Annotated in this window: 4 protein-coding genes; 1 reads left to right on the forward strand and 3 read right to left on the reverse strand. The window is 45.4% G+C overall.

Going from position 1 to position 22,627, the window contains the following annotated elements; translation table 11 throughout:
* Positions 1-359: 359 nt before the first annotated feature.
* Positions 360-18,299, forward strand: a complete 17,940-nt coding sequence (locus F0232_RS05030) for a retention module-containing protein (RefSeq protein WP_171750720.1) — start codon at positions 360-362, stop codon at positions 18,297-18,299.
* Between the two features lie 96 nt (positions 18,300-18,395).
* On the opposite strand, the gene F0232_RS05035 is transcribed toward F0232_RS05030, so the two are convergent.
* The 3 genes from F0232_RS05035 to F0232_RS05045 form a co-directional block, all read right to left on the reverse strand.
* Positions 18,396-19,160, reverse strand: coding sequence for a transporter substrate-binding domain-containing protein (locus F0232_RS05035; RefSeq protein ID WP_105057257.1), 765 nt, complete (start codon positions 19,158-19,160; stop codon positions 18,396-18,398).
* Between the two features lie 251 nt (positions 19,161-19,411).
* On the reverse strand, positions 19,412-21,178 hold the full coding sequence (locus tag F0232_RS05040) for a transporter (RefSeq protein ID WP_105057256.1): 1,767 nt from the start codon (positions 21,176-21,178) through the stop codon (positions 19,412-19,414).
* Positions 21,179-21,958: 780 nt separating this feature from the next.
* Positions 21,959-22,585 carry a bifunctional 4-hydroxy-2-oxoglutarate aldolase/2-dehydro-3-deoxy-phosphogluconate aldolase gene (locus F0232_RS05045; RefSeq protein WP_019826845.1) on the reverse strand — a complete coding sequence of 209 codons (627 nt, stop codon included), beginning with the start codon at positions 22,583-22,585 and terminating at the stop codon, positions 21,959-21,961.
* Positions 22,586-22,627 lie beyond the last annotated feature (42 nt).

Here is a 22,627-nt window from a genome sequence, read left to right on the forward strand (position 1 = left end):
GTTAACTTTATTGCGGTATAAATTTATGAAATTCAGAGGTGCGTATTATTGTGAGTTTATTTGCATATAAATCAGTACCCTATTAACTTTTAACTAGTGTTCTGGAAACCCTTAGAAAATAGACTTCTTTGTAAGAAGGCGTCTACTAGCACAGACATGGCATTTTTTATGGGGAAGACTAGGCTTAAAGGTAAGTAAACTATAAAAAAACAGGTGAAATTTATTCTCTTTTCTGCCACTTCTACTAATCATCTGAAGGTGATTAGTAGAAGTGAGAGATAAGTTAATCAAACCTGAGATTGCTATTACAAATAATGTTCACCGCTCTTTAAGAAGCGATTTGTGACATCGGGGGATATATGGATATCGAAGTTTCGCGTCAGACTGTAGTTGTTGAAGCTACTAGCGGAAATGTGGTTGTAGTTAAGCCTGACGGCAGTGCCAGAAAAGTTTCGGTTGGCGATATCATCCGTGAAAACGAGATTGTTATTACTGCACATGATGCAGAACTTTTCTTAGGCGTACCTAATGGCGTTGTTGAGGTTGGTGAGAATTGTGTCGGTTGTGTCGACCCCGAGTTGGCATGGGCAGATGCGCCAATCGCCGGAGAAGTGAATATTGACTTGGCACAAGCTGACGATGAATCATTTAACGATGACGACCTTGCGGCGATTCAAGATGCCATTTTAGCCGGTGCCGATCCAACTCAAATCCTAGAAGCAACGGCTGCTGGTGGCGGTCAGGGTTCTGCAAACGCAGGCTTTGTTACTATAGATTACACCTACATAGAAACTCATCCTTCGACCTTCTTTGAAACTTCTGGTCTAGAAGATCAATCTGTTGATGAAGACAGAGAAGAGCTCAGATCGATCACGCTCTCATCGGGTGGTCAATCCATCGCTGAAACACTGACAGAAGGTTCCATTTCAGGCAATACTTACCCTCAATCGGTGACGGTTACTGATACCGTTGTTGCGGGTAGCTTAGCGCTTGACCCAGATTCTTTTGCTCCAGAAACACTTTCTCTCGCTTCGCTCCTTAGTGAACTCAACAGCGACATTACCTCTAGTGGCCAACCGGTTACTTTTACGTATGATTCAGCCTCTAATTCGATTATTGGTGTTCAAGGTACAGATGAAGTGCTGCGCATCGATATTGAAGCAGTAAGTGTTGGAAATGACATTGAATTATCGCTGACCACAACCATTTCTCAGCCGATAGATCATGTTCCGTCGATTGGTGGCGGACAGGTTTCCTTTACGGGTGACCAAATTAACATCGCCTTTGACATACAGGGCCAAGATACCGCAGGTAATCAGCTCGTCACACCAATTAATGCGCAAGTAACCGTCCTTGATGGGGTAGATCCGTCTGCCGAAAGCGTGTCTATCGATAACGTTGAAACAAGCAGTGCTGCAATTGAAGGCACCTTTGCAAATATTGGTAGTGATAATCTACAGTCAGCTGTTTTTGACTCAAGCGCACTGGCTCAATTTGATGGTGTGCTCAGTGATAATCAGAACACGCTGGCCAGACTTTCTGATGATGGCACGACGATCACTCTGGCAATCCAAGGTCGTGGCGAGGTGGTCCTTACTATCTCACTTGATACCGATGGCACTTATAAATTTGAGCAGTTTAATCCGATCGAACAGATCGGCACTGACTCACTCTCTTTTTCGCTGCCGATCACGGTTACGGACTTTGACCAAGATGTTGTAACTAATACCATTAACATTGAGATTACTGATGGCGATAGCCCGGTTGTGACCAATGTTGACAGTATTGATGTTGATGAAGCTGGTATTGTTGGTGGGTCTCAAGAGGGAACCGCGCCCGTAGCGGGTAGCGGAAGCATCACTGCCGATATTTTTGAAAGCGACATCATCGATCATTACGAGATTGAACCTACGGAGTTTAATGCTGGTGGTTCTTTAACGTCTAATGGCGAAGCCGTATTGCTTGAGCTTATTGATGAAACTAACGGTGTAAGAACTTACGAAGGCTATGTTGAAGTCAATGGCTCTAGAATTACGGTCTTTGACGTTAAAGTTGATAGTCCGTCATTGGGGAACTATGAATTCACTCTGTACGAAGAGCTTTCTCACCAAGGCGCTGAAGACGCGTTGTTGACCTTTGCTCTGCCTATTTATGCCGTTGACGCGGATGGAGACCGTTCTGCACTATCTGGCGGTTCGAGTACACCAGAAGCCGCTGAGATTCTCGTCAATGTCACAGATGATGTTGTTGAGCTCGTTGATAAGGTTGAGTCAGTTACTGAGCCAACTTTAGCGGGCGATACTATTGTTTCGTATAACCTGTTTAATTTCGAAGGTGCGGATGGTTCGACAATTCAATCATTCAACTACGATGGTGTTGATTATTCACTAGATCAAAGCTTACTGCCTGATGCTCCTCAAACCTTCAGTTTCACTGAGGGCGTGGTCACTATCTCGCTTAACGGTGATTTCAGTTTTGAGGTTGCTCGTGATATCGATCATTCAAGTAGCGAAACTATCATCAAACAGTTTTCATTCTTAGCCGAAGACGGTGATGGCGACACTGATACATCAACGCTTGAGTTAAGTATTACCGATGGTCAAAATCCGGCAATCAATCTGATTCCACCTGTTACTTTATCTGAAACCAATCTTGCTGATGGCTCTTCACCAAGTGGAAGTGCAGTAAGCGCAACCAACACGATCACCTTTACTTCTGGTAGTGATGATGTGGCGAATTTCCGCATTGAGCCAACCGAGTTCAATGTCGGCGGTGCACTGACGTCCCAAGGGCTTGCAGTCGAGATAAAAGAAGATTCTTCTAATCCGGGTACTTATATCGGTTTTATTACTAACGGCTCTGGCTCTGAAATCCCAGTGTTCACCATTAGCTTCTCGTCCACCACGCTTGGCGAATACACCTTTACTTTACTTGAAGCGCTAGACCATGTGGATGGCCTAGCGAACAATGATCTGAGCTTTGATCTTCCAGTATATGCGGTAGACAGCGATGGTGATGATTCTGTTGTGTCTCAACTGAATGTGACTATCGGTGATGATGTTCAAATCATGCAAGATGGCACATTAGATATCGTCGAGCCTAATCTTGCTGATGGTACGGTGACCACCAACACTATTGATGTGATGCCAAACCAAAGTGCCGATGGCGCAACCGTCACTGAGTTCTCTTTTGGCGGCATTGTTCAAACTCTTGATCAGAGTATCACTGGCGAGCAGAAATTCACTTTCACAGAGGGTGAGTTGTACATCACGCTTCAAGGTGACATGCGCTTTGAACCAAACCGTAATCTAGACCACTCCGCTAGCGAAGACATTGTTAAGTCCATAGTCGTGACGTCGAATGACTTTGATAACGAGCCGGTGACATCAACCGTTACTTTGACTATTACTGATGGTGATAACCCGACTATCGATGCGGTACCGAGTGTTGCTCTTGAAGAAGCGGATCTGGCTGATGGCTCATCACCAAGCGGCAGTGCGGTTAGCCAAACAGAAACTATCACTTTTACCAACCAAAGTGATGATGTTGAAAAATTCCGTTTGGAGCCGACTGAGTTTAATACTGGTGGTACTCTGAAATCTGATGGCTTAGTGATTGAGATCCGAGAAGAGCCTGCGGGTTCTGGTAACTACATCGGCTTCACCACAGACACTTCAAATGTCGAGACCACAGTATTCACACTTGCATTTAGCAGCACGACTTTAGGTGAGTACACCTTTACGCTTATAGAAGCGATTGATCACACACCAATTCAAGGTAATAACGGCCTAACGTTTAACTTGCCAGTGTACGCGGTTGATAGCGACGGCGATGATTCTCTAATGTCGCCACTTGCTGTGACGATCACCGATGATATCCAAGTCATGGTAGATGGCGCGTTTACGATTGAAGAGCCGACTGTCGCTGATTTAGCAGCGGGTACGCCGACAACCACGACTGTGAATGTTCTTGATGAAGAAGGGGCAGACGGCACGACTATCACCCAAATCAATTATGACAACGGCACCGTGTTTACGCTTGACCAGAGCAATACGGGAGAGCAGAAGTTTGTGGTTGCTGAAGGTTCGCTTTATGTCACGCTGCAAGGTGATGTGCGCTTTGAACCAAATCGTAACCTCGACCATACAAGTGGAGACATTGTTAAGTCGATAGTCGTGACTTCAAGCGACTCAGATAGTGATGTTGTTACTTCTACGGTGACGTTGACTATTACTGATGGTGACATTCCAACGATCGACAATGTACCGAGTGTTACTTTATCTGAAACTAATTTGAGTGATGGTTCTACGCCAAGCGGTGCCGCGGTAAGTCAAACAGAGACGATTACCTTCACTAATCAAAGTGATGATGTGGCGAGTTTCCGAATTGAACCGACAGAATTCAATGTAGGTGGAGCGCTCAAATCAAATGGGCTGGTGGTTGAGCTAAAAGCAGACCCAACCACACCAGGTGGTTATATCGGTTTTGTGACTGATGGTTCGAACGTCGAAACCAACGTGTTCACGATCAGTTTCTCTAGTACTACCCTCGGTCAATACACTTTCACGTTGTTAGAAGCATTAGACCATGTGGATGGTTTAGCGAACAACGATCTTAGCTTTAACCTTCCTGTTTATGCGGTAGACAACGATGGCGACGATTCATTGGTGTCACAGTTGAATGTGACCATCGGTGATGATGTCCAAATCATGCAAGATGGAGCTCTAAATATTGTCGAGCCAGCGGTTGCTGATTTGGCTGCGGGTACACCTACGACAACTACCGTTAATGTATTTGATCAAGAAGGGGCAGACGGCGCGACCATCACACAATTTACTTATGATGGCGGGGCTGTATTAACGCTTGACCAGAATAATACTGGCGAGCAAAAGTTCGTTGTTGCTGAAGGTTCACTGTATATCACTATCCAAGGTGACGTTCGCTTCGAGCCGAACCGTAATCTCGATCATACTGGTGGAGACATCGTTAAACAGATCGAGGTCACCTCAAGCGACTTCGATAAAGATACCGTGACCTCGACAGTCACCCTGACGATTACCGATGGTGATATCCCGACCATTGATACGGTGCCAAGTGTTACTCTGTCTGAAACCAATCTTGCTGACGGCTCTGCACCAGGTAGCGGTGCTGTAAGTCAAACTGAGACGATTACTTATACTAATCAAAGTGATGATGTGACCCGTTTCCGTATTGAACCTACTGAGTTCAATGTTGGTGGTGCACTGAAATCGAATGGTGTTGCGGTCGAGATAAAAGAAGATTCAGCGAACCCGGGCACTTATATCGGCTTCATTACTGATGGTTCAAATGCTGAAATTCCAGTGTTTACGATTAGCTTCTCGACCACGACTCTTGGTGAATACACCTTTACTTTATTGGAAGCGTTAGACCATGCAGATGGTCTAGCGAACAATGATCTGAGCTTTGATCTTCCGGTTTATGCGGTAGACAGCGATGGCGATGACTCTTTGGTGTCTCAACTGAATGTAACCATCGGCGATGATGTTCAAATCATGCAAGACGGTACGTTAGATATTGTTGAGCCAAATCTGGCTGATGGTACGGTAACAACCAATACCATTGATGTAATGCCAAACCAAAGTGCCGATGGTGCGACGGTTACTGAGTTTTCTTTTGGTGGCATCGTTAAAACATTGGATCAGAGCATCGTAGGCGAACAGCAGTTCAGTTTCACAGAAGGTGAGTTGTACATCACCCTTCAAGGTGAGATGCGCTTTGAGCCCAACCGTAACTTAGACCATTCCGTGAGCGAAGACATTGTTAAGTCCATCGTCGTGACATCCAATGACTTTGATAACGATCCGGTTACTGCAACCGTTACTTTGACCATAACCGATGGCGATAACCCGACTATCGATGCGGTGCCGAGTGTTGCTCTTGAAGAAGCGGATCTGGCTGATGGCTCATCACCAAGCGGCAGTGCGGTTAGCCAGACAGAAACCATCACTTTTACTAACCAAAGTGATGATGTTGTAAAATTCCGCTTAGAGCCGAGTGAGTTTAATACTGGCGGTACGCTGAAATCTGATGGCTTGGTTATTGAGATTCGAGAAGAGCCAGCGGGTTCAGGCAACTACATTGGCTTCACTACAGACATTTCAAATGTAGAAACTACAGTCTTCACTCTTGCATTTAGCAGCACGACTTTAGGTGAATACACCTTCACGCTATTAGAAGCGATTGACCATACACCAATTCAAGGTAATAACGACCTAACGTTTAACTTGCCAGTGTACGCGGTCGATAGTGATGGCGATGACTCTCTGATGTCGCCTCTGGCTGTAACGATTACCGATGATATTCAAGTCATGGTGGATGGTGCTCTCAGCATTGAAGAGCCAACAGTGGCTGACTTAGCCGCGGGTACGCCAACAACCACGACCGTCAACGTTCTTGATCAAGAAGGGGCTGATGGCACGACTATCACCCAAATCAATTACGACAATGGCACCGTGTTTATGCTTGACCAGAGTAATACGGGGGAGCAAAAGTTTGTGGTTGCTGAAGGCTCGCTCTATATCACGCTGCAAGGCGATGTTCGCTTTGAACCGAACCGCGATCTTAATCACTCGGGCGGGGATATCGTTAAGTCGATAGTTGTCAGTTCAAGTGACTCTGATAGTGATGTGGTGACTTCGACAGTAACGCTAACTATTACCGATGGTGACCTACCAATCATCAATGTCATTCCTAGTGTGAGTCTTTCTGAGGTCGATCTGGCTGATGGCTCTGCGCCAACGGGCAATCCAGTATCGATGACTCAAGTGATTACCTTTACCGAGGGTAGTGATGATGTTAGTCATTTCAGAATTGACCCTGCCCAGTTCAATACTTCGGGGGCTTTGAAGTCGAATGGATTAGAGGTTGAGATTAAAGAGCAGCCAGCGAACTCTGGTAACTACATCGGCTTTGTAAAAGACGGTGCTAACGTAGAAACCAACGTGTTTACAATCAGTTTCTCAACCACAAATTTAGGTCAATACACGTTTACACTGCTTGAAGCGTTAGACCATGTGGATGGCTTACAGAACAACACGTTAAACTTCGATGTACCTGTTTTAGCAGTGGATACCGATGGTGATGAGTCTGCGATGTCACCAATGACAGTGACCATTACCGATGATGTACAAGGTGTACAAGACGGGTCATTGAATATTGTTGAGCCGTCACTGGCTGATCTAGTGGCGGGCACACCAACTACGCCAACCATTGATGTTATGCCGACTCAAAGTGCTGATGGCGCAAAGGTCACCCAATTTATTTACGATGGTGGTACTGCTGTCACCTTGGACCCGAATGTATCGACAGAGCAGGTGTTTACCGTAACCGATGGTTTACTGTACATCACGATTGAAGGCGAAGTTCGTTTTGAGCCAAATCGAAACCTAGATCATTCAGCGGGTGATATTGTTAGAACGATTGTTGTAACGACCAACGACTTTGATAACGATACTGATACCGCGGATGTCACATTGACGATCCAAGATGGGATTGATCCGGTCATCGATGTTGTTCCTAGCGTGAACTTATCGGAAGTGAACCTAGCAGATGGCTCAACGCCGAGTGGTTCTGCGGTGAGTTCAACACAAACCATTACCTACACTGTGGGCAGTGATGACTTAAGCCACTTCAGAATCGCGACCAACGAATTCAACCCAGGTGATGTGCTGAAATCAAACGGTCTTGTTGTTCAGCTAAAAGAAGATCCTGCTTCACCTGGCGACTACATCGGGTTTACTGATGACGGGGCTGGTAACGTAACTAATGTATTCACCATTGATTTTGATAGTGTTAACAAAGGTCAGTTCACTTTCACGCTGATTGAGGCACTCGACCACCTTGATGGTGCACTTAATAACAACCTTAACTTCAACTTACCTGTTTATGCGGTTGATACTGATGGTGATGACTCAGTTAAGCGTGATGTTGTTGTCACCATTCAAGATGACCTTCAACAGATGCAAGATGGCACGTTAACCATCACAGAGCCAAATACTGGCACACCAACTACCTCGACGGTTGATGTTTTACCTACGCAAAGTGCTGATGGGGCGACCATTACACAGTTCACTTATGACGGTGGGTCTGCGATTACCTTAAATCAAAACATCAGCGGTGAGCAGGAATTTGTTTTCACTGAAGGTTCGCTGTTTGTCACTTTGGATGGCGATGTAAGGTTTGAACCAAATCGTAATCTTGACCACTCAGCGGGCGACATTGTTAAGCTGATTGAGTTTACTTCATCTGATTTTGATAAGGATATTTCCTCTTCAACGGTCACACTCACTATCGTTGATGGTGATGGACCAACGTTGAATGTCGTACCGAGTGTTAGCTTGTCTGAAAGCTTACTGGCTGATGGTTCAACACCGAGTGGCAACCCAGTCAGCGTGACTCAAACCATTACTTCACTCGCAAGCAGTGATGACATCGAGAAGATTGTCGTCGAAGTAGGGTTGTTTAATACCAGCGGTGTATTGAAGTCTGATGGCCTTGAATTGAGCTTGCGTGAAGAGCCTGCTGGTTCAGGTGACTACATAGCATTCACAACGGATGGCTTGGGTGTTGAGAAAATTATCTTCACTCTAGAATTTGATAACACTAACCCGAGTGAGTACACGTTTACTTTGTTAGAGCGTTTGGATCATGTCGACGGATTAGGAAACAACGATCTTAGTTTTGATCTTTCCGTTTACGCACAAGACACTGATGGTGATATTTCAGCGTCTAAACCGCTTTCTGTGACCATCAGTGATGATGTTCAATTGATGCAATCTGGTGCTCTGAGCATCACAGAGCCAAGTACGGGTACGCCAACTACAACGACATTTGATGTGATGCCTGCGCAAAGTGCTGATGGCGCCACCATAACCAAATTTACTTATGGTAGTCAGCCTGAAGAATCTCTAGTGCAAACCAATACTGGTGAGCAAGAGTTCGTATTTACAGAAGGTTCGTTGTTTATCACGCTTGAAGGCGATGTGCGCTTTGAGCCTAATCGAAATCTGAATCATTCTGGTGGTGACATCGTTAAGACGATTACCGTGACATCAGAAGATAAAGACGGCGATATTGTTACTTCGACAGTGACACTGACGATTTCAGATGGTGCTCCACCGGTAATTGATACGGTACCAACGGTTGCATTGGAAGAAGCGAATCTAGTGGATGGCTCATCTCCGAGCTTACCTGTGAGCCAAACTGAAACCATCACTTTCACAGCGGGCAGTGATGATGTGAGTCATTTCCGTATTGATACCACTCAGTTCAACACGTCTGGTGATTTGAAATCGGATGGCTTGGTAGTTCAGCTTAAAGAAGATCCAGCCAACAGCGGAACCTATATTGGTTTCGTTGAAAGTGGTGGTGTTCAAACTGATATCTTTACCATCACTTTTAGTAGTGTGGTGCTAGGCGAATACACCTTCACTTTGTTGGAAGAGCTCGATCATCTGCCTGTACAAGGCAACAACGATCAAGTATTCACCTTGCCAGTTATCGCTGTCGACAAAGACAATACCGATTCTGTGATGAAACCTTTGACCGTTACTATCACCGATGATGTGCCTGTCATTACCGATACGACAGTGACCAGTACATTTGTGGTTGATGAAGATGATCTTGGATCTGTGGTTTCTCAAGCAATAGGTGCATTTGTTACCACAGAAGGTGCTGACCAAGTTGAGGTTTACGAACTGCGTAATATCTCTGCTCTTGAAGCGACATTGACCTCTGGAACTGAAGCGATTTCTATTACAGAAGTCACTGGGGCTGCGAACACAACGACCTATCAAGGTACTACGACAAGCGGGACTCCTATCTTCACGCTCGCGCTCGCGAATGACGGCTCTTATACGTTTACGTTGCTAGGTCCACTAAACCACCCAACAAGCCCGAATTCCAATACCTTGACGATTCCATTTGATGTGGTGGCTGTTGATGGCGATGGTGACGATTCTAATCAGTATGTATTGCCAATCGAAGTACTCGATGACGTGCCCGTAATGAGTGCGCCAACGGGTGAGACGGCTGTCGATGAAGATGATCTTGCTGGGATTGGTTCGGATCAATCTGAAGATACCATTATTAACGGACTATTCACGGTCGATGAAGGTGCTGATGGTGTTGTTAAGTACGAATTGGTCGATGAAAATTTAGTGATTGCAGGCTTAACTTCTGATGGAGAAAGCCTAGAGTGGCTGCCTGTTTCACAAAGCGGTACAACCTTCACTTATGTTGCACAGACGGTAACCAGCAATCAGCCTGTGTTTGAAATCATTTTTGATACCTCAAACAACAGCTATCAATTTGAGCTGTTTAAACCACTTAAGCACCCTGATGGCGCGAATGAAAACACCATCGAGCTTGATTTTTCCGTCGTGGCCGAAGATTTTGACCAAGACAAATCGAACGCGATCGATCTGACTATTGCGGTAACCGATGATGTGCCATTGGTGACCACTCAATCGATCACTCGAATTGAAGGCCAAGGTTATGGTAATTCCAAAGTTAACATGTTTGCGAATGCGACAGATGTGGGCGCAGATGATGCAGCGCTGACTCGCATAGAGGGTATTACCAGCAATGGCGCAGACATCTTGTTCCGAACAGGAAACAATGGGCCATACAGTAGCAGCTTTGATTTAAACAGTGGTGTCCAGCAAGTACGAGTGTATGAACAAACCGATGATGGTAGTGGCGGTATAGATACTCGTGAGCTTGGTAGATTACGTATTAATTCAAATGGTGAGGTTGAGTTCAGAGCTAATGGTTATCTTGATCATGACGGTCTTGACACTATCGACTTCTCGATTAACGTGATCGCGACGGACGGAGACTTAGATACCTCTGAAACACCTTTAGATATAACAATTACAGACCGAAATTCGTCTTCTGTCGCGTTAAAAGTGACCACCTTCGAGGATGCGGGTAGGGATTCAACTATACCTTATGCAACGGGCGATGAGCCGAATTTTGAAAATGCTCAAGACAACCAAAGTAATTTGCCTAATGCACCAGCGCAAGTAGCGCTGCAAGTTAATCTCTACGATCAGGACAATGTCGAATCGATTGGGCAGTTGACGATTAAAAGCCCGAACGGCGGTGATAATCACCAAGGTACTTTTTATTATTTTGATAGTGCTAGTTCGAAGTACATTGAATTAGTACCTGAGCCAAATGGGAGCATTGTATTTGGTCCTCCTCAACTTGAACAAAGCTTTGCTCCAAACCCTAATGAACCTAGGCAAACTATCGCGACGATAGACAACTTGTTCTTTGTTCCGGACCAACACGCTAGTTCGGATGAAACTGGTGGGAGAGTTCGTTATGAGCTCGAAATTGATAATAATGGCACGCTTGACCATACAGTAAATTCAAACTTCAGAATTGAGATTGAAGCGGTAGCGGATATTGCTACTTGGGATGATGCGAATAGTACGTATCAATATCAAGTGAATGAAGATGAAGACAATGTGACACTTCAACTGAATGCAGAGTCGCAAGATAACAGTAATACTGAGACGATTACCTATGAGCTAGAAGCAGTTCAAGGTGATGGGAAGTTTGAGCTGTTGGATCAAAATGGCAATGTGTTAACGCCAGTCAATGGTGTCTACACGATTGCTGCCGCAGATATCAATAGCACCGTGGTTAATCCAATCGACAACTTCTCTGGACAAATTGAGTTCAAAGCAACGGCAATTACTGAGGAGACGCTCAACCCATACGATGATTCGGCTAACGGCGGGGCAAATGATAAGACAACGGCTCGCTCTGTCGAACAGAATATTATCATTGATGTGACTGCCGATGCCGATCCGGGAACCTTCAGTGTTAACAGGATTCGTATTAACGAAGACAACATTGATGATCCAGATTATATCGGTCCTTTGGCTAACAAAGATGCCTTCACGCTGGACGAAGTGATCACCATGAACGGCTCGGTGGACACTGACGGCTCTGAAGAGTTGTTTGTTCGTATCAGCAATATTACTGAAGGTGCGGTGCTCTATTACCTAGGGACCACGAATGTCGTTCCAACAGTCACTATTAATGGTATCGATTACCAAGAAATAGCGTATTCCGATTTGGCAAACGTTGAGGTTGTTCCAACCAAACACAGTAATGTAGATTTCACCTTCGATGTAACGGGCGTGGTCAAAGACACTGCAAACCTATCAACGGGTGCTCAAGTCGACGAAGAAATCCTGGGGACTAAAACGGTTAATGTTGAGGTGAAAGGCGTTGCTGATACTCCTTATGGTGGAACGAATGGCACGGCTTGGAGTGCCATTACAGACGGCTCTGTAAATGGTGTGCAAACGACGATTCAAGAGAGCCAAAATGGCGATAGCTTTGCCGAGCTTGATTTCACCGTATTGTCGGGTGAGAGAAAGCCGGAGACTGGCACCACGCCATTACCGGACGATGGTTCAGAATCCATAACCGTTATCCTTTCGGGTATTCCTGACGGCGTAATTTTGGAAGATGGCGATGGTGCCGTGATTGACTTGAACTTTGTTGGTTATGAAACCGGGCCGGGTGGTAGCCCTGATCTCTCTAAACCTATCTACGAAGCTAATATTACTGAGGCGGGTAAAACGTCAGGGATCCGTATCAGACCTGTGGACTCTTCAACTGAGAATATTCATATTCAAGGTAAAGTGATTGTGACTGAGAACGATGGCCACACGCTTACGTTTGATCAAGAAATTCGAGTGCTAGTCGAACCTAGAATCGATACCTCTGCGACGTACAACACTGTTACTAATGGTGATGAAGATACCGCGATCAACATTGATTGGCACCCAGAGGGCACGGATTATATTGATGATGATGAGCATTTCACTTCTATTGTCATCAGTGGTATTCCAACTGATGTTGCCAGTGTGGTTGTAAACGGTGATGTGATTTGGAACTACGATGCCGTGGCCGGAACGCTAACCATCACACCTAAGGCTGGGCAGACTCCAGAAGTGTTCACTCAGATAGCACTGAACAATAATTTTATTCAGATAACACCGGAACAAGACTCGAGCACCGATTTTACGCTTAATACGGTTGTCATGATTGAAGAACGCGATCATGAATATGTTGACGCAACTGACCCAGGTCAGGGTATTGCAACAGCGACAATCACGGGCTCAATTGATGTTCGTGTGCGACCTGTGGTTGAGCCTGAAGATGCGAGTAACAAACTGGTGGTCGATGAGGTCGCGGGTCTTACGGACTTGAGTACAGTGGTCGCGAATGCTCTAACTGGTGTTCTTAAATTCACAACCAACAGTGATAACACATCGGTTACGGATGAGTTCGTTATTCGATACCAAGAAACTGATGCTTCGTCTGCTATCGAAGAGGTTGACCAGCTAGTGATTCAACTGACTAATGTGGACGACTCGGCGTTATCAGATGCTGTCCTCAATCAGTTAGTTGTGATGGGTGCTGCTTATGAAGGCAATGGTCGTTGGGTGGTAACCAATGAAGACCTGTTTAGTATTAGTGCACCAAACGGCCTTGCGTTTCCGCCAGTTTCTGGTGTTCCAGGCGTTTTCAATGACATCAAGATGACCATCTATAGTACCGTGATTGATCGAGGTGATGGCGCTGAAACTGAGTCATCAGCTGCGGTTCAGAGGGAAGGCGAAGTGAACTTGTCATTCCCAGAAATGCTTGTTGGCGGGAACGAGGTGGCTGCAGATATTACGATGACACCAGATAGCGTTGTCGATGCTGTAGAGGATACACAGTTAGACTTGGGAACGGCACTAAATAGTCTGATCACATTTTCCGGTGAAGACGCTTCAACAGACCAAGTAACTATCATTATTGATGACTCTGTGACCATTCCCCCAGGAATAACTTTCCCAATCAGTTTAGGAGGAGGCAGTGATGTTGACTTCGTAAACGGGAAGTATGTATTTGAAACAACGGTCGATCAGGGTGTTCCAACGGATTTCTCTGGCCTGCTACTTAATCTGCCTGCTGACTATTCTGGCGACTTTAGGTTACCAATCACAATAGTCACCAAAGATACACTGTCTGGTGATGAGAAAACCTTGGTGACCGATGTCGTGATTAAAGTCGCTCCTGACGTTGAAGGTAACCCGGACATTGATGTAACGGTTGTTGGTTCGCTCGATGACTCGTTTAATCCTGTTGATACTGATGGTCAACCGGGACAAGATCCGGTGGGTTACGAAGATACTTACATTCAGCTTGATTTCAGCACGACCATTACTGACCAAGTCAGTGGGGTTGAGGGTGGTGACGAAAAATTCACATCTATTACGCTGACTTTGGATGACACAAGCGTCGGTGCGTTTTACACAAGCGCGGGTGTATCGCTTGGTACGTCTGTGACCTTCAATGAAGCGGAAATCAATGCCGGTGCTCTGGACAATGTATTGTTCCGTCCTGCTCTCAACTACCCAACGGGGAATGATATTAACCAAGTACAGGTGAATATCAGCGGAACAATAACCGATACCGCTACTTACAATGACGCCTCGTCTCCCGTTGGAACGGCAACCGATACTGATACGTTCAACACCAGTGTTAGCTTTGAAGTTGTCCCTGTGGTTGATGATGTGCTTGTAACAGGGCCGGGTAGTGATCCTGATGTCATTGAGATCACGGGCAATGAAGATCAAGCTATTTCTCTATCGGGAACGGGGCCTGTTTCTATTGCGCTCACTGACCTAGACGGCTCAGAGCAGTTCGTTTCGATTAAATTCACTGGTGTGCCTGATGGTTTCTTAATGAGTGCAGATCCGAGCTCCGCTTATACAGTGAAGAACAATGGTGGTGGTGAGTGGAGTGTTCAGCTTCCTCAAGCATCAGGGTTGTCATTTGATTTGAGTGAGATTTCGATCCTACCGCCTAAAAACTTCAGTGGTACGGCGGAATTTGGCGTTGCTGTCTTTACTCAAGAATCCTTGTTAGGCGTGCCAACTGCAGCATCGAATTTGCCAAGCTTTAAGCTGCATGTGGTGCCAGTGGGTGATGATGTTGATACCAACCCAACCGATTCTGTTACTGGCAATGAAGGCCAAAACATTGATATCGAAATCAATGCGACTATTTTGGATAAAGAGCTATCTGCAACAGGCAGCGGCACCTATACCGAAAATGCGCCAGAGACACTTCGTGTTGAGGTGGCTGGTGTGCCTCAAGATGCCTCTATCTACTACCCAGACGGTACGACGTTGGCTAGCTACGATCCTGTCACACAGATTTGGACACTGGATGTTTCGGCTCAGTCACTCGATAAGATCGTATTCAATTCTGGTCAACACAACAGCGATACAGGTAATGCGTTGGGTATTACTGGTCCATTACAAATCACGGTTCGCTCTGTGGACACAGATGCAGACAACACCGAATACCTGGGTACACCAACCAGCTTCGATGTTGATTTAGTGATTGACCCTATCAACGATCAACCAACGTTCGTCAACGTTACCAATATTGAAACGCAAGAAGACTCAACTGGTGTGGCGATTAATAACTTTAGTATCTACGACGTAGACGCAAGTTTTGATAACCCAGATGCACCGTATACGCTGACGTTGGAGATTGACCAAGCACTGCCAGGAGCACAGGGTGTCTTTGAGTTTACAAGCTCTCCAGATGTGACGTTTGTACTGCAACCTGACGGTTCACTGGTCATCACCGGTAAAGAAGCTGACATCAATACGGCATTGACCAATGGTGCGGTTACCTTTAAGCCGGATCCAGACCAGAACTACCTCAACCAGAGTGGGTTGGTGACAATCAATGCAACACTCGATGACGGCGGTAACAATGGTCTTATTGACCCAGCGGATCCGAACACTGCACAGACTAACCAGACGACTTTCACGATTAAGGTGACGGAAGTAAACGACGCGCCTATCGCGACGGACGTTGATTTAGGCTCGATTGCTGAAGATGGTCAGATAGTCATTGTTGAAGGTGATTTGATTGCAGCAAGTTCTGACCCTGAAAACCACAACCTCACGGTAACAGGTGTCACCCTGACTCAGGGACAAGGTCAGTTAACGCGCTTTGAAAATGCTGGTGGCGCTGACAACGCAGCGATTACCGGTCCATTCTGGCTATTTGTCGCCGACAATGATTTCAACGGTGACGTGAAATTTAACTATTCCATCATCGATGATGGTACAACCAATGGCGTGGATGATTTCCAAACCGACAGTGCTGAAATTAGCCTCGTCGTAACGGAAGTGAATGATGCGCCTGTCGCAGCGGATATCGACCTAGGCACCATCCTTGAAGAAGGTCAGTTGATCATCAAGGAAGAGGATTTGATTGCAGCGACGACAGACCCGGAAAATGACACGATTACCGTGACTAATCTGGTGCTCGATCAAGGTCAAGGCACACTGCAACGCTTTGAAAATGTAGGTGGTGTGGATGATGCGACGATTACAGGTCCATACTGGGTATTTACCGCTGCGGATGAATATAACGGCGACGTGAAATTCACTTATACCGTAGAGGATGATGGTACCACCAATGGCGCCAATGACTTCTTAACCGGCAGTGCTGAGATCAGTGCTGTCGTGACGGAAGTGAATGATCAACCAGATGCTACGGATATCGACTTGGGCACCATCCTCGAAGAAGGTCAATTGATCATCAAGGAAGAGGATTTGATTGCAGCGACGACCGATCCGGAAAATGACACGATTATCGTGACTGATCTGGTGCTCGATCAAGGCCAAGGCACACTGCAACGCTTTGAAAACGTCGGTGGGGCAGATGATGCTACGATTACTGGTCCATACTGGGTATTTACCGCAGCAGATGAATACAACGGTGATGTTAAGTTTACTTATACCGTAGAGGATGACGGGACAACGAATGGCGTTAATGACTTCCTAACCGATACCGCTGAAATCACTGCCGTGGTACAAGGTTTGAACGATACTCCTGTCGTTAATAGTGACAGTGTCACTGCGTTGATTGATGAAGACGCAGGACAACTGCTTAGTGGTATTAATGTCAGTGACCCTGATTATGTCGATAGTTTTGCTAATGACTTGATGACAGTAACGCTGACCGTTGATTACGGAACACTTTCCGTATCATTACCTGCTGGTACTAGTGTGACCGTTAATGGTGACAATAGTGGTTCGGTGACGTTAGTAGGGACGCTGAGCGATCTGAATGCCTTGATTGACACACCGACCAGCCCGAATGGGGTTTACCTTGATGCAAGCTTGGCTCCAACCAACAACATCGGCTTAGAGGTCACCGCCAAAGACAGCGGTAATCCTTCTGGTATCGCTATTGAAACGGCACCGGTTGTTTATAACATCGCGGTGACACCAGTGGCGAATGCGCCAACCTTGTTGATTGACCCGGCATTCAACTACGTGAGAAACATTACAACGAGCTCATCAGTGGTCGCTAATAGTGGAGTCGCTTTAGTCGGAATAGTCGCTGCATTGACGGATATTACTGAAGAGTTGACGCTGAAGATCAGTGATGTTCCGGACGGTGTTGACGTAACCAGTGATGCGGGTGCAGTTTCGCTAGTAGGTGACACTTGGATAGCGACGGCTGATGCGATTGATAGTCTCAGACTCGTCGAGCAACCATCCGTTGGTAAGCCGTTAACTCCTGGTAACTACACATTGAAGGTTGAGGCGGTATCTGAGGAAACGGACAATAACGATATTGCGATATCTCAAAACATTGATCTCAACCTCAATATTGTCGCGAACCCAAGAGACCTCGATCTGTCTTCTGAAACAGAGGATGTGCAACTTTTAGCGAGTAGCTTTGATACCAACCTTACTGGTGGATCTGGCAATGATCGTCTTGAGGGCGGTTCAGGAGATGATACGCTTGTTGGTGGCGATGGAAACGACACCCTGATCGGTGGTGGAGGCTCAGACATCCTGACCGGTGGTGACGGTATGGATTCATTTGTCTGGCTGAACATTGAGGATGGTGTCGAAGATACGATTACTGACTTCAATTTAGCCGAAGGTGACCAGATTGACCTACGTGAGGTATTACCTGAACTGAAAGACGCGAATGTGAATATGGCGACATTGCTTCAGCATGTTGATGCCAAGCTAGAAGGGAATGATGTTGAGTTAACCATCAACCCTGATGGCTTAGGTACAACAGAGCAAGTGATTGTGGTTGAGGACCTCGCGCCTCAGTTGACGTTAAGCGGCACCATGCCTTCAGATATTCTGGACGCACTCGTACAGCAGAATGTTATTACTCATGGGTAGTTTTCCGCTCTGATAAGCTCGATAGCCAGAGCGGATTAAAATAAATGAAATAGGCCAGCAATGCTGGCCTATTTTTTTATCTAGAAGACTAGAAGACTATTTAAGAGAGTTGTGAATCAGGAACTCTTCTTCAACACCTTTCAGTTTCATCTCATCCATAATGAAGTTCACAGTGTTCAGCAAACGTTGCTCACCTTTAGGAATGAGGTAGCCGAATTGGCTGTTGGTAAATGGTGTTTCACAGCGAGCTGCTTCAAGGCGTTCGTCCGTCACTTGGTAGAATAGGCCTTCCGGAGTTTCAGTCACCATTACATCAACTTTGCCTTCCGCAACGGCTTGCGGTACATCTAAGTTGTTTTCGTAGCGAGTGAAGCTTGCATTCTGTAAATGAGCATCTGCAAACATCTCGTTAGTGCCACCGATATTTACGCCAACACGGACCGAAGATAGATTCACTTTCTCGATGCTGTTGTACTGTTCTGCTTTACCTTTAGCGACTAAGAAACACTTACCAAACGTCATGTAGCCTTGAGTTTGTTCTGCGTTTAGCTGACGCTGCATTTTACGTGTAATGCCTCCCATCGCGATGTCGTACTTATCGTCGTCTAGGTCGGTCAGCAGATCTTTCCATGTGGTACGAACAATCTTCAATTCAACGCCTAATTGCTCCGCGATGTGCTGTGCAACATCGATATCGTAGCCAGAGTAGCTTTTACCATCAAAATAAGAAAATGGCTTATAGTCGCCAGTGGTGCCCACACGAAGGGTACCGGATTTTTGAATGTCTTCTAACTGGTCAGCTTGTGCGACACCAGAAAGTGTCAGAGCAATGGAAGCAAGTAATAGTGATGTTTTTTTCATTGTAATTATCTGTTGTGTTTGTGTTGTCATTCAAAGTAACAGAAACAATCCGAGAAAGAGATCAAACCATTGGAAAGGTTGGAAAATAAGATAAAACGAGGGTAGGAGATAGGCATTTCTATGGTTTGTGAGCATTAATCGAGATGCGTTTCATATTCTAATTTGATAAAGCGAAGGCAAATAAAAAGCCCATGTTATCGAATAACATGGGCTTCATTGTGGTTTATCTTGTTAGCTGTTTAGCTGTTTAGCTATTTAGCAACTGACTCGTTGCTCATCTTAGCTGGAGCTTTAGATGCGTTAACCAGAAGGATACCAACGGTTAGTACCATCGAACCACATAGTAGGAACAATAAGCGTCCTGTTGGTTCGTTTGGAATCAGAGCCATTGCGAGGATACCGAAACCTGCCGTGCTGATAAGCTTACCAAGCATTGAACGCTGTTTAGTATCTAGGTTCTGCTGCTCTTCACCTTCCGCTACTAACGGCGTGTTCCAGTTAGTGAATAGTTGGTCAACTTCTTTCTCACGCTCTGGCGTTAGGCCTTTGTAGAAGCGAGACGTTAGGATGAAGTAACCACCCGTGAACACTACGTGAGCTGCTAAGCTTAGACCTACCTTCAAGTCGCTCCATTCACGGCCTGTAAGGGCTGTTTCTAGACCAAATAGGTTTTCGATGTCTTCTGCTTGAAGCGAAATACCGAAGATGTAAGAAACGAAACCACCTACAACTAGTGTTGACCAACCCGCCCAGTCTGGCGTCTTACGAATCCACATACCAAGTAGTACAGGGATAAGCATTGGGAAGCCAATCAATGCACCAACATTCATTACGATGTCGAATAGGCTCAAGTGACGTAGAGAGTTGATGAACAAACCAATCGAGATAATGATGATACCCATCATGATGGTTGTTAGCTTACTTACAATAACCAGCTCTTTTTGTGTCGCGTTTTTACGAACAATAGGGCTGTAGAAGTTCATCACGAAGATACCAGCGTTACGGTTCAAACCTGAATCCATAGAAGACATCGTTGCAGCGAACATTGCAGACATTAGAAGACCAACCATACCTGCAGGCATTACGTTTTGTACGAATGCTAGGTAAGCAGCATCACCCGCTTTATCGCCCATTGATGCGTATTGATCCGCAAACTCAGGCATGAATGCACTTACGTACCAAGGTGGTAGGAACCAAATTAGTGGGCCAACAACCATAAGGATACATGCTAGGCCTGCCGCTTTACGTGCGTTTTCACTGTCTTTTGCACATAGGTAACGGTAAGCATTGATGCTGTTGTTCATTACACCGAACTGCTTCACGAAGATGAATACAACCCAAAGGATGAAGATGCTCATGTAGTTTAGGTTGTTACCTAACATGAAGTCGCCGTCGAAGTTAGCAACGATGTTAGTTAAGCCGCCACCGTGGAAGTAAGCTGCTACCGCACAAGTGATTGTCACGGCCATGATTACAAGCATTTGCATGAAGTCAGAAGCAACAACCGCCCAAGAGCCGCCCGTTACTGCCATCAATACTAGAACCATACCCGTTACCACAATGGTAGCTTCCATTGGGATATTGAATACCGCTGCTACAAAGATAGCTAGACCGTTTAGCCAGATACCTGCAGAGATAAGGCTGTCCGGCATACCTGCCCATGTGAAGAACTGTTCAGACGTTTTACCAAAGCGCTGACGAATAGCTTCGATCGCCGTTACCACACGAAGTTGGCGGAACTTTGGAGCGAAGTACATATAGTTCATGAAGTAGCCAAAAGCATTGGCTAAGAATAGGATTACAATAACGAAACCGTCATTGAACGCGCGTCCTGCGGCACCTGTAAACGTCCATGCTGAAAACTGTGTCATGAAGGCAGTTGCACCAACCATCCACCACAACATTTTGCCGCCCCCTCTAAAGTAATCACTTGTTGAGGTGGTGAACTTACGGAACATCCAACCAATCGCGATTAAAAAGAAGAAGTAGGCGAGAACAACAAAAGTATCAATAGTCATCTTTTCAGCCTTTTAAATATCATAATTAACTGGGCTTAGATTAACGCGTACAAAGGTTTATTTGTACTACAATATGTCTTTAGTATGATCTAGGTCGCATTGATTTTTTCTTTAATATTAGTGGTTGAATTAAATTATTGTTTTTAATGGTTTTAATTAGTATCTAATTTTGGTTTTGTTTGATGTTTAACGACCCAGTAAATGTACATATGTATTACAATATAAACCAAAAAACAATAACAAAGGTCACCCATAAGATTTTAGTTATAACCGTAACAAATGTGCTACAAATGAGCCCAGTTTTGCGACAGCTCTCATAATTAAAATTACGACATAATTATCAACCATCACGTGGTTAACGCAGAGGTAGCTTGTTGTTTTTAAGTGCTTATTTGATTCTTATGAGCTGGAGCACGCCCATAGTTTCTTTTGATTTCAATATCAGTGAAGGTAACTAGTATTTTGTTCGAATAGTGCTCTTAAAATGCAAGCTGGCTACTCATTTGAGAGTTGGGGCCTAGCAATAGTGAATTAAAGTGGTCAATAAGTAGGGGGAAGTGGTGGAGCGCTTAGGAGAAAGTTAAAGTGGTTCGTGGTGAATTAGATGTAGCGTGGTGAATTAAATGTAGATAGTTTTGTACGACAAAAGCTAGGGGCTTTAGCATATATTAGCGCTTGAGTGAAAATGACCATACCAACGCCTAGTGGGAGCGGTAAGCTAAAGCGTAGACAACAAAAAGCCCCACCGAAGTGAGGCTTTATCAGCAAATCTAAAACAGATTAAGCGTTAACGTGTTCAACTGCATCACGTACTAGTTTGCCTAGCTCGTCCCATTTACCTTCGTCGATAAGGTTAGTTGGAACCATCCAAGTACCGCCACACGCAAGTACAGAAGGGATAGATAGGTATTCGTCTACATTCTTCAAGCTCACGCCACCAGTAGGCATGAATTTAACAGGGTAAACCGCAGTTAGTGCTTTAAGCATGCCAGTACCGCCTGAAGGCTCAGCCGGGAAGAACTTCAACGTACGAAGACCCATTTCCATTGCTTGCTCAACTAGGCTTGGGTTGTTAACACCTGGTACGATCGCAACACCTTTGTCGATGCAGTATTGAACTGTACGAGGGTTGAAACCTGGGCTAACGATGAAATCAACACCAGCTTCGATAGATGCGTCAACTTGCTCGTTAGTCAGTACAGTACCTGAACCGATTAGCATGTCTGGGAATTCTTTACGCATGATGCGAATCGCTTCGATTGCACATTCTGTACGTAGTGTGATTTCTGCACATGGCATGCCGTTTTCAACGAGTGCTTTGCCTAGGGGGATAGCATCTTCAGCACGGTTGATCGCGATTACAGGGATTACTTTCAGGTTTGCTAGTTGTTCATTTAATGTAGTCATGAATTCTTTCTCACGTTAATTGTGGGCTTGCTTAAAAAAGCA

The sequence above is a fragment of the Vibrio sp. T3Y01 genome (assembly GCF_013114525.1).
GTDB lineage: Bacteria > Pseudomonadota > Gammaproteobacteria > Enterobacterales > Vibrionaceae > Vibrio > Vibrio chagasii_B.

Coding starts and splice junctions, on each gene's coding strand:
- F0232_RS05030 (WP_171750720.1), top strand. CDS start 360: ATGGATATCGAAGTTTCGCGTCAGACTGTAGTTGTTGAAGCTACTAGC.
- F0232_RS05035 (WP_105057257.1), bottom strand. CDS start 19,160: ATGAAAAAAACATCACTATTACTTGCTTCCATTGCTCTGACACTTTCT.
- F0232_RS05040 (WP_105057256.1), bottom strand. CDS start 21,178: ATGACTATTGATACTTTTGTTGTTCTCGCCTACTTCTTCTTTTTAATC.
- F0232_RS05045 (WP_019826845.1), bottom strand. CDS start 22,585: ATGACTACATTAAATGAACAACTAGCAAACCTGAAAGTAATCCCTGTA.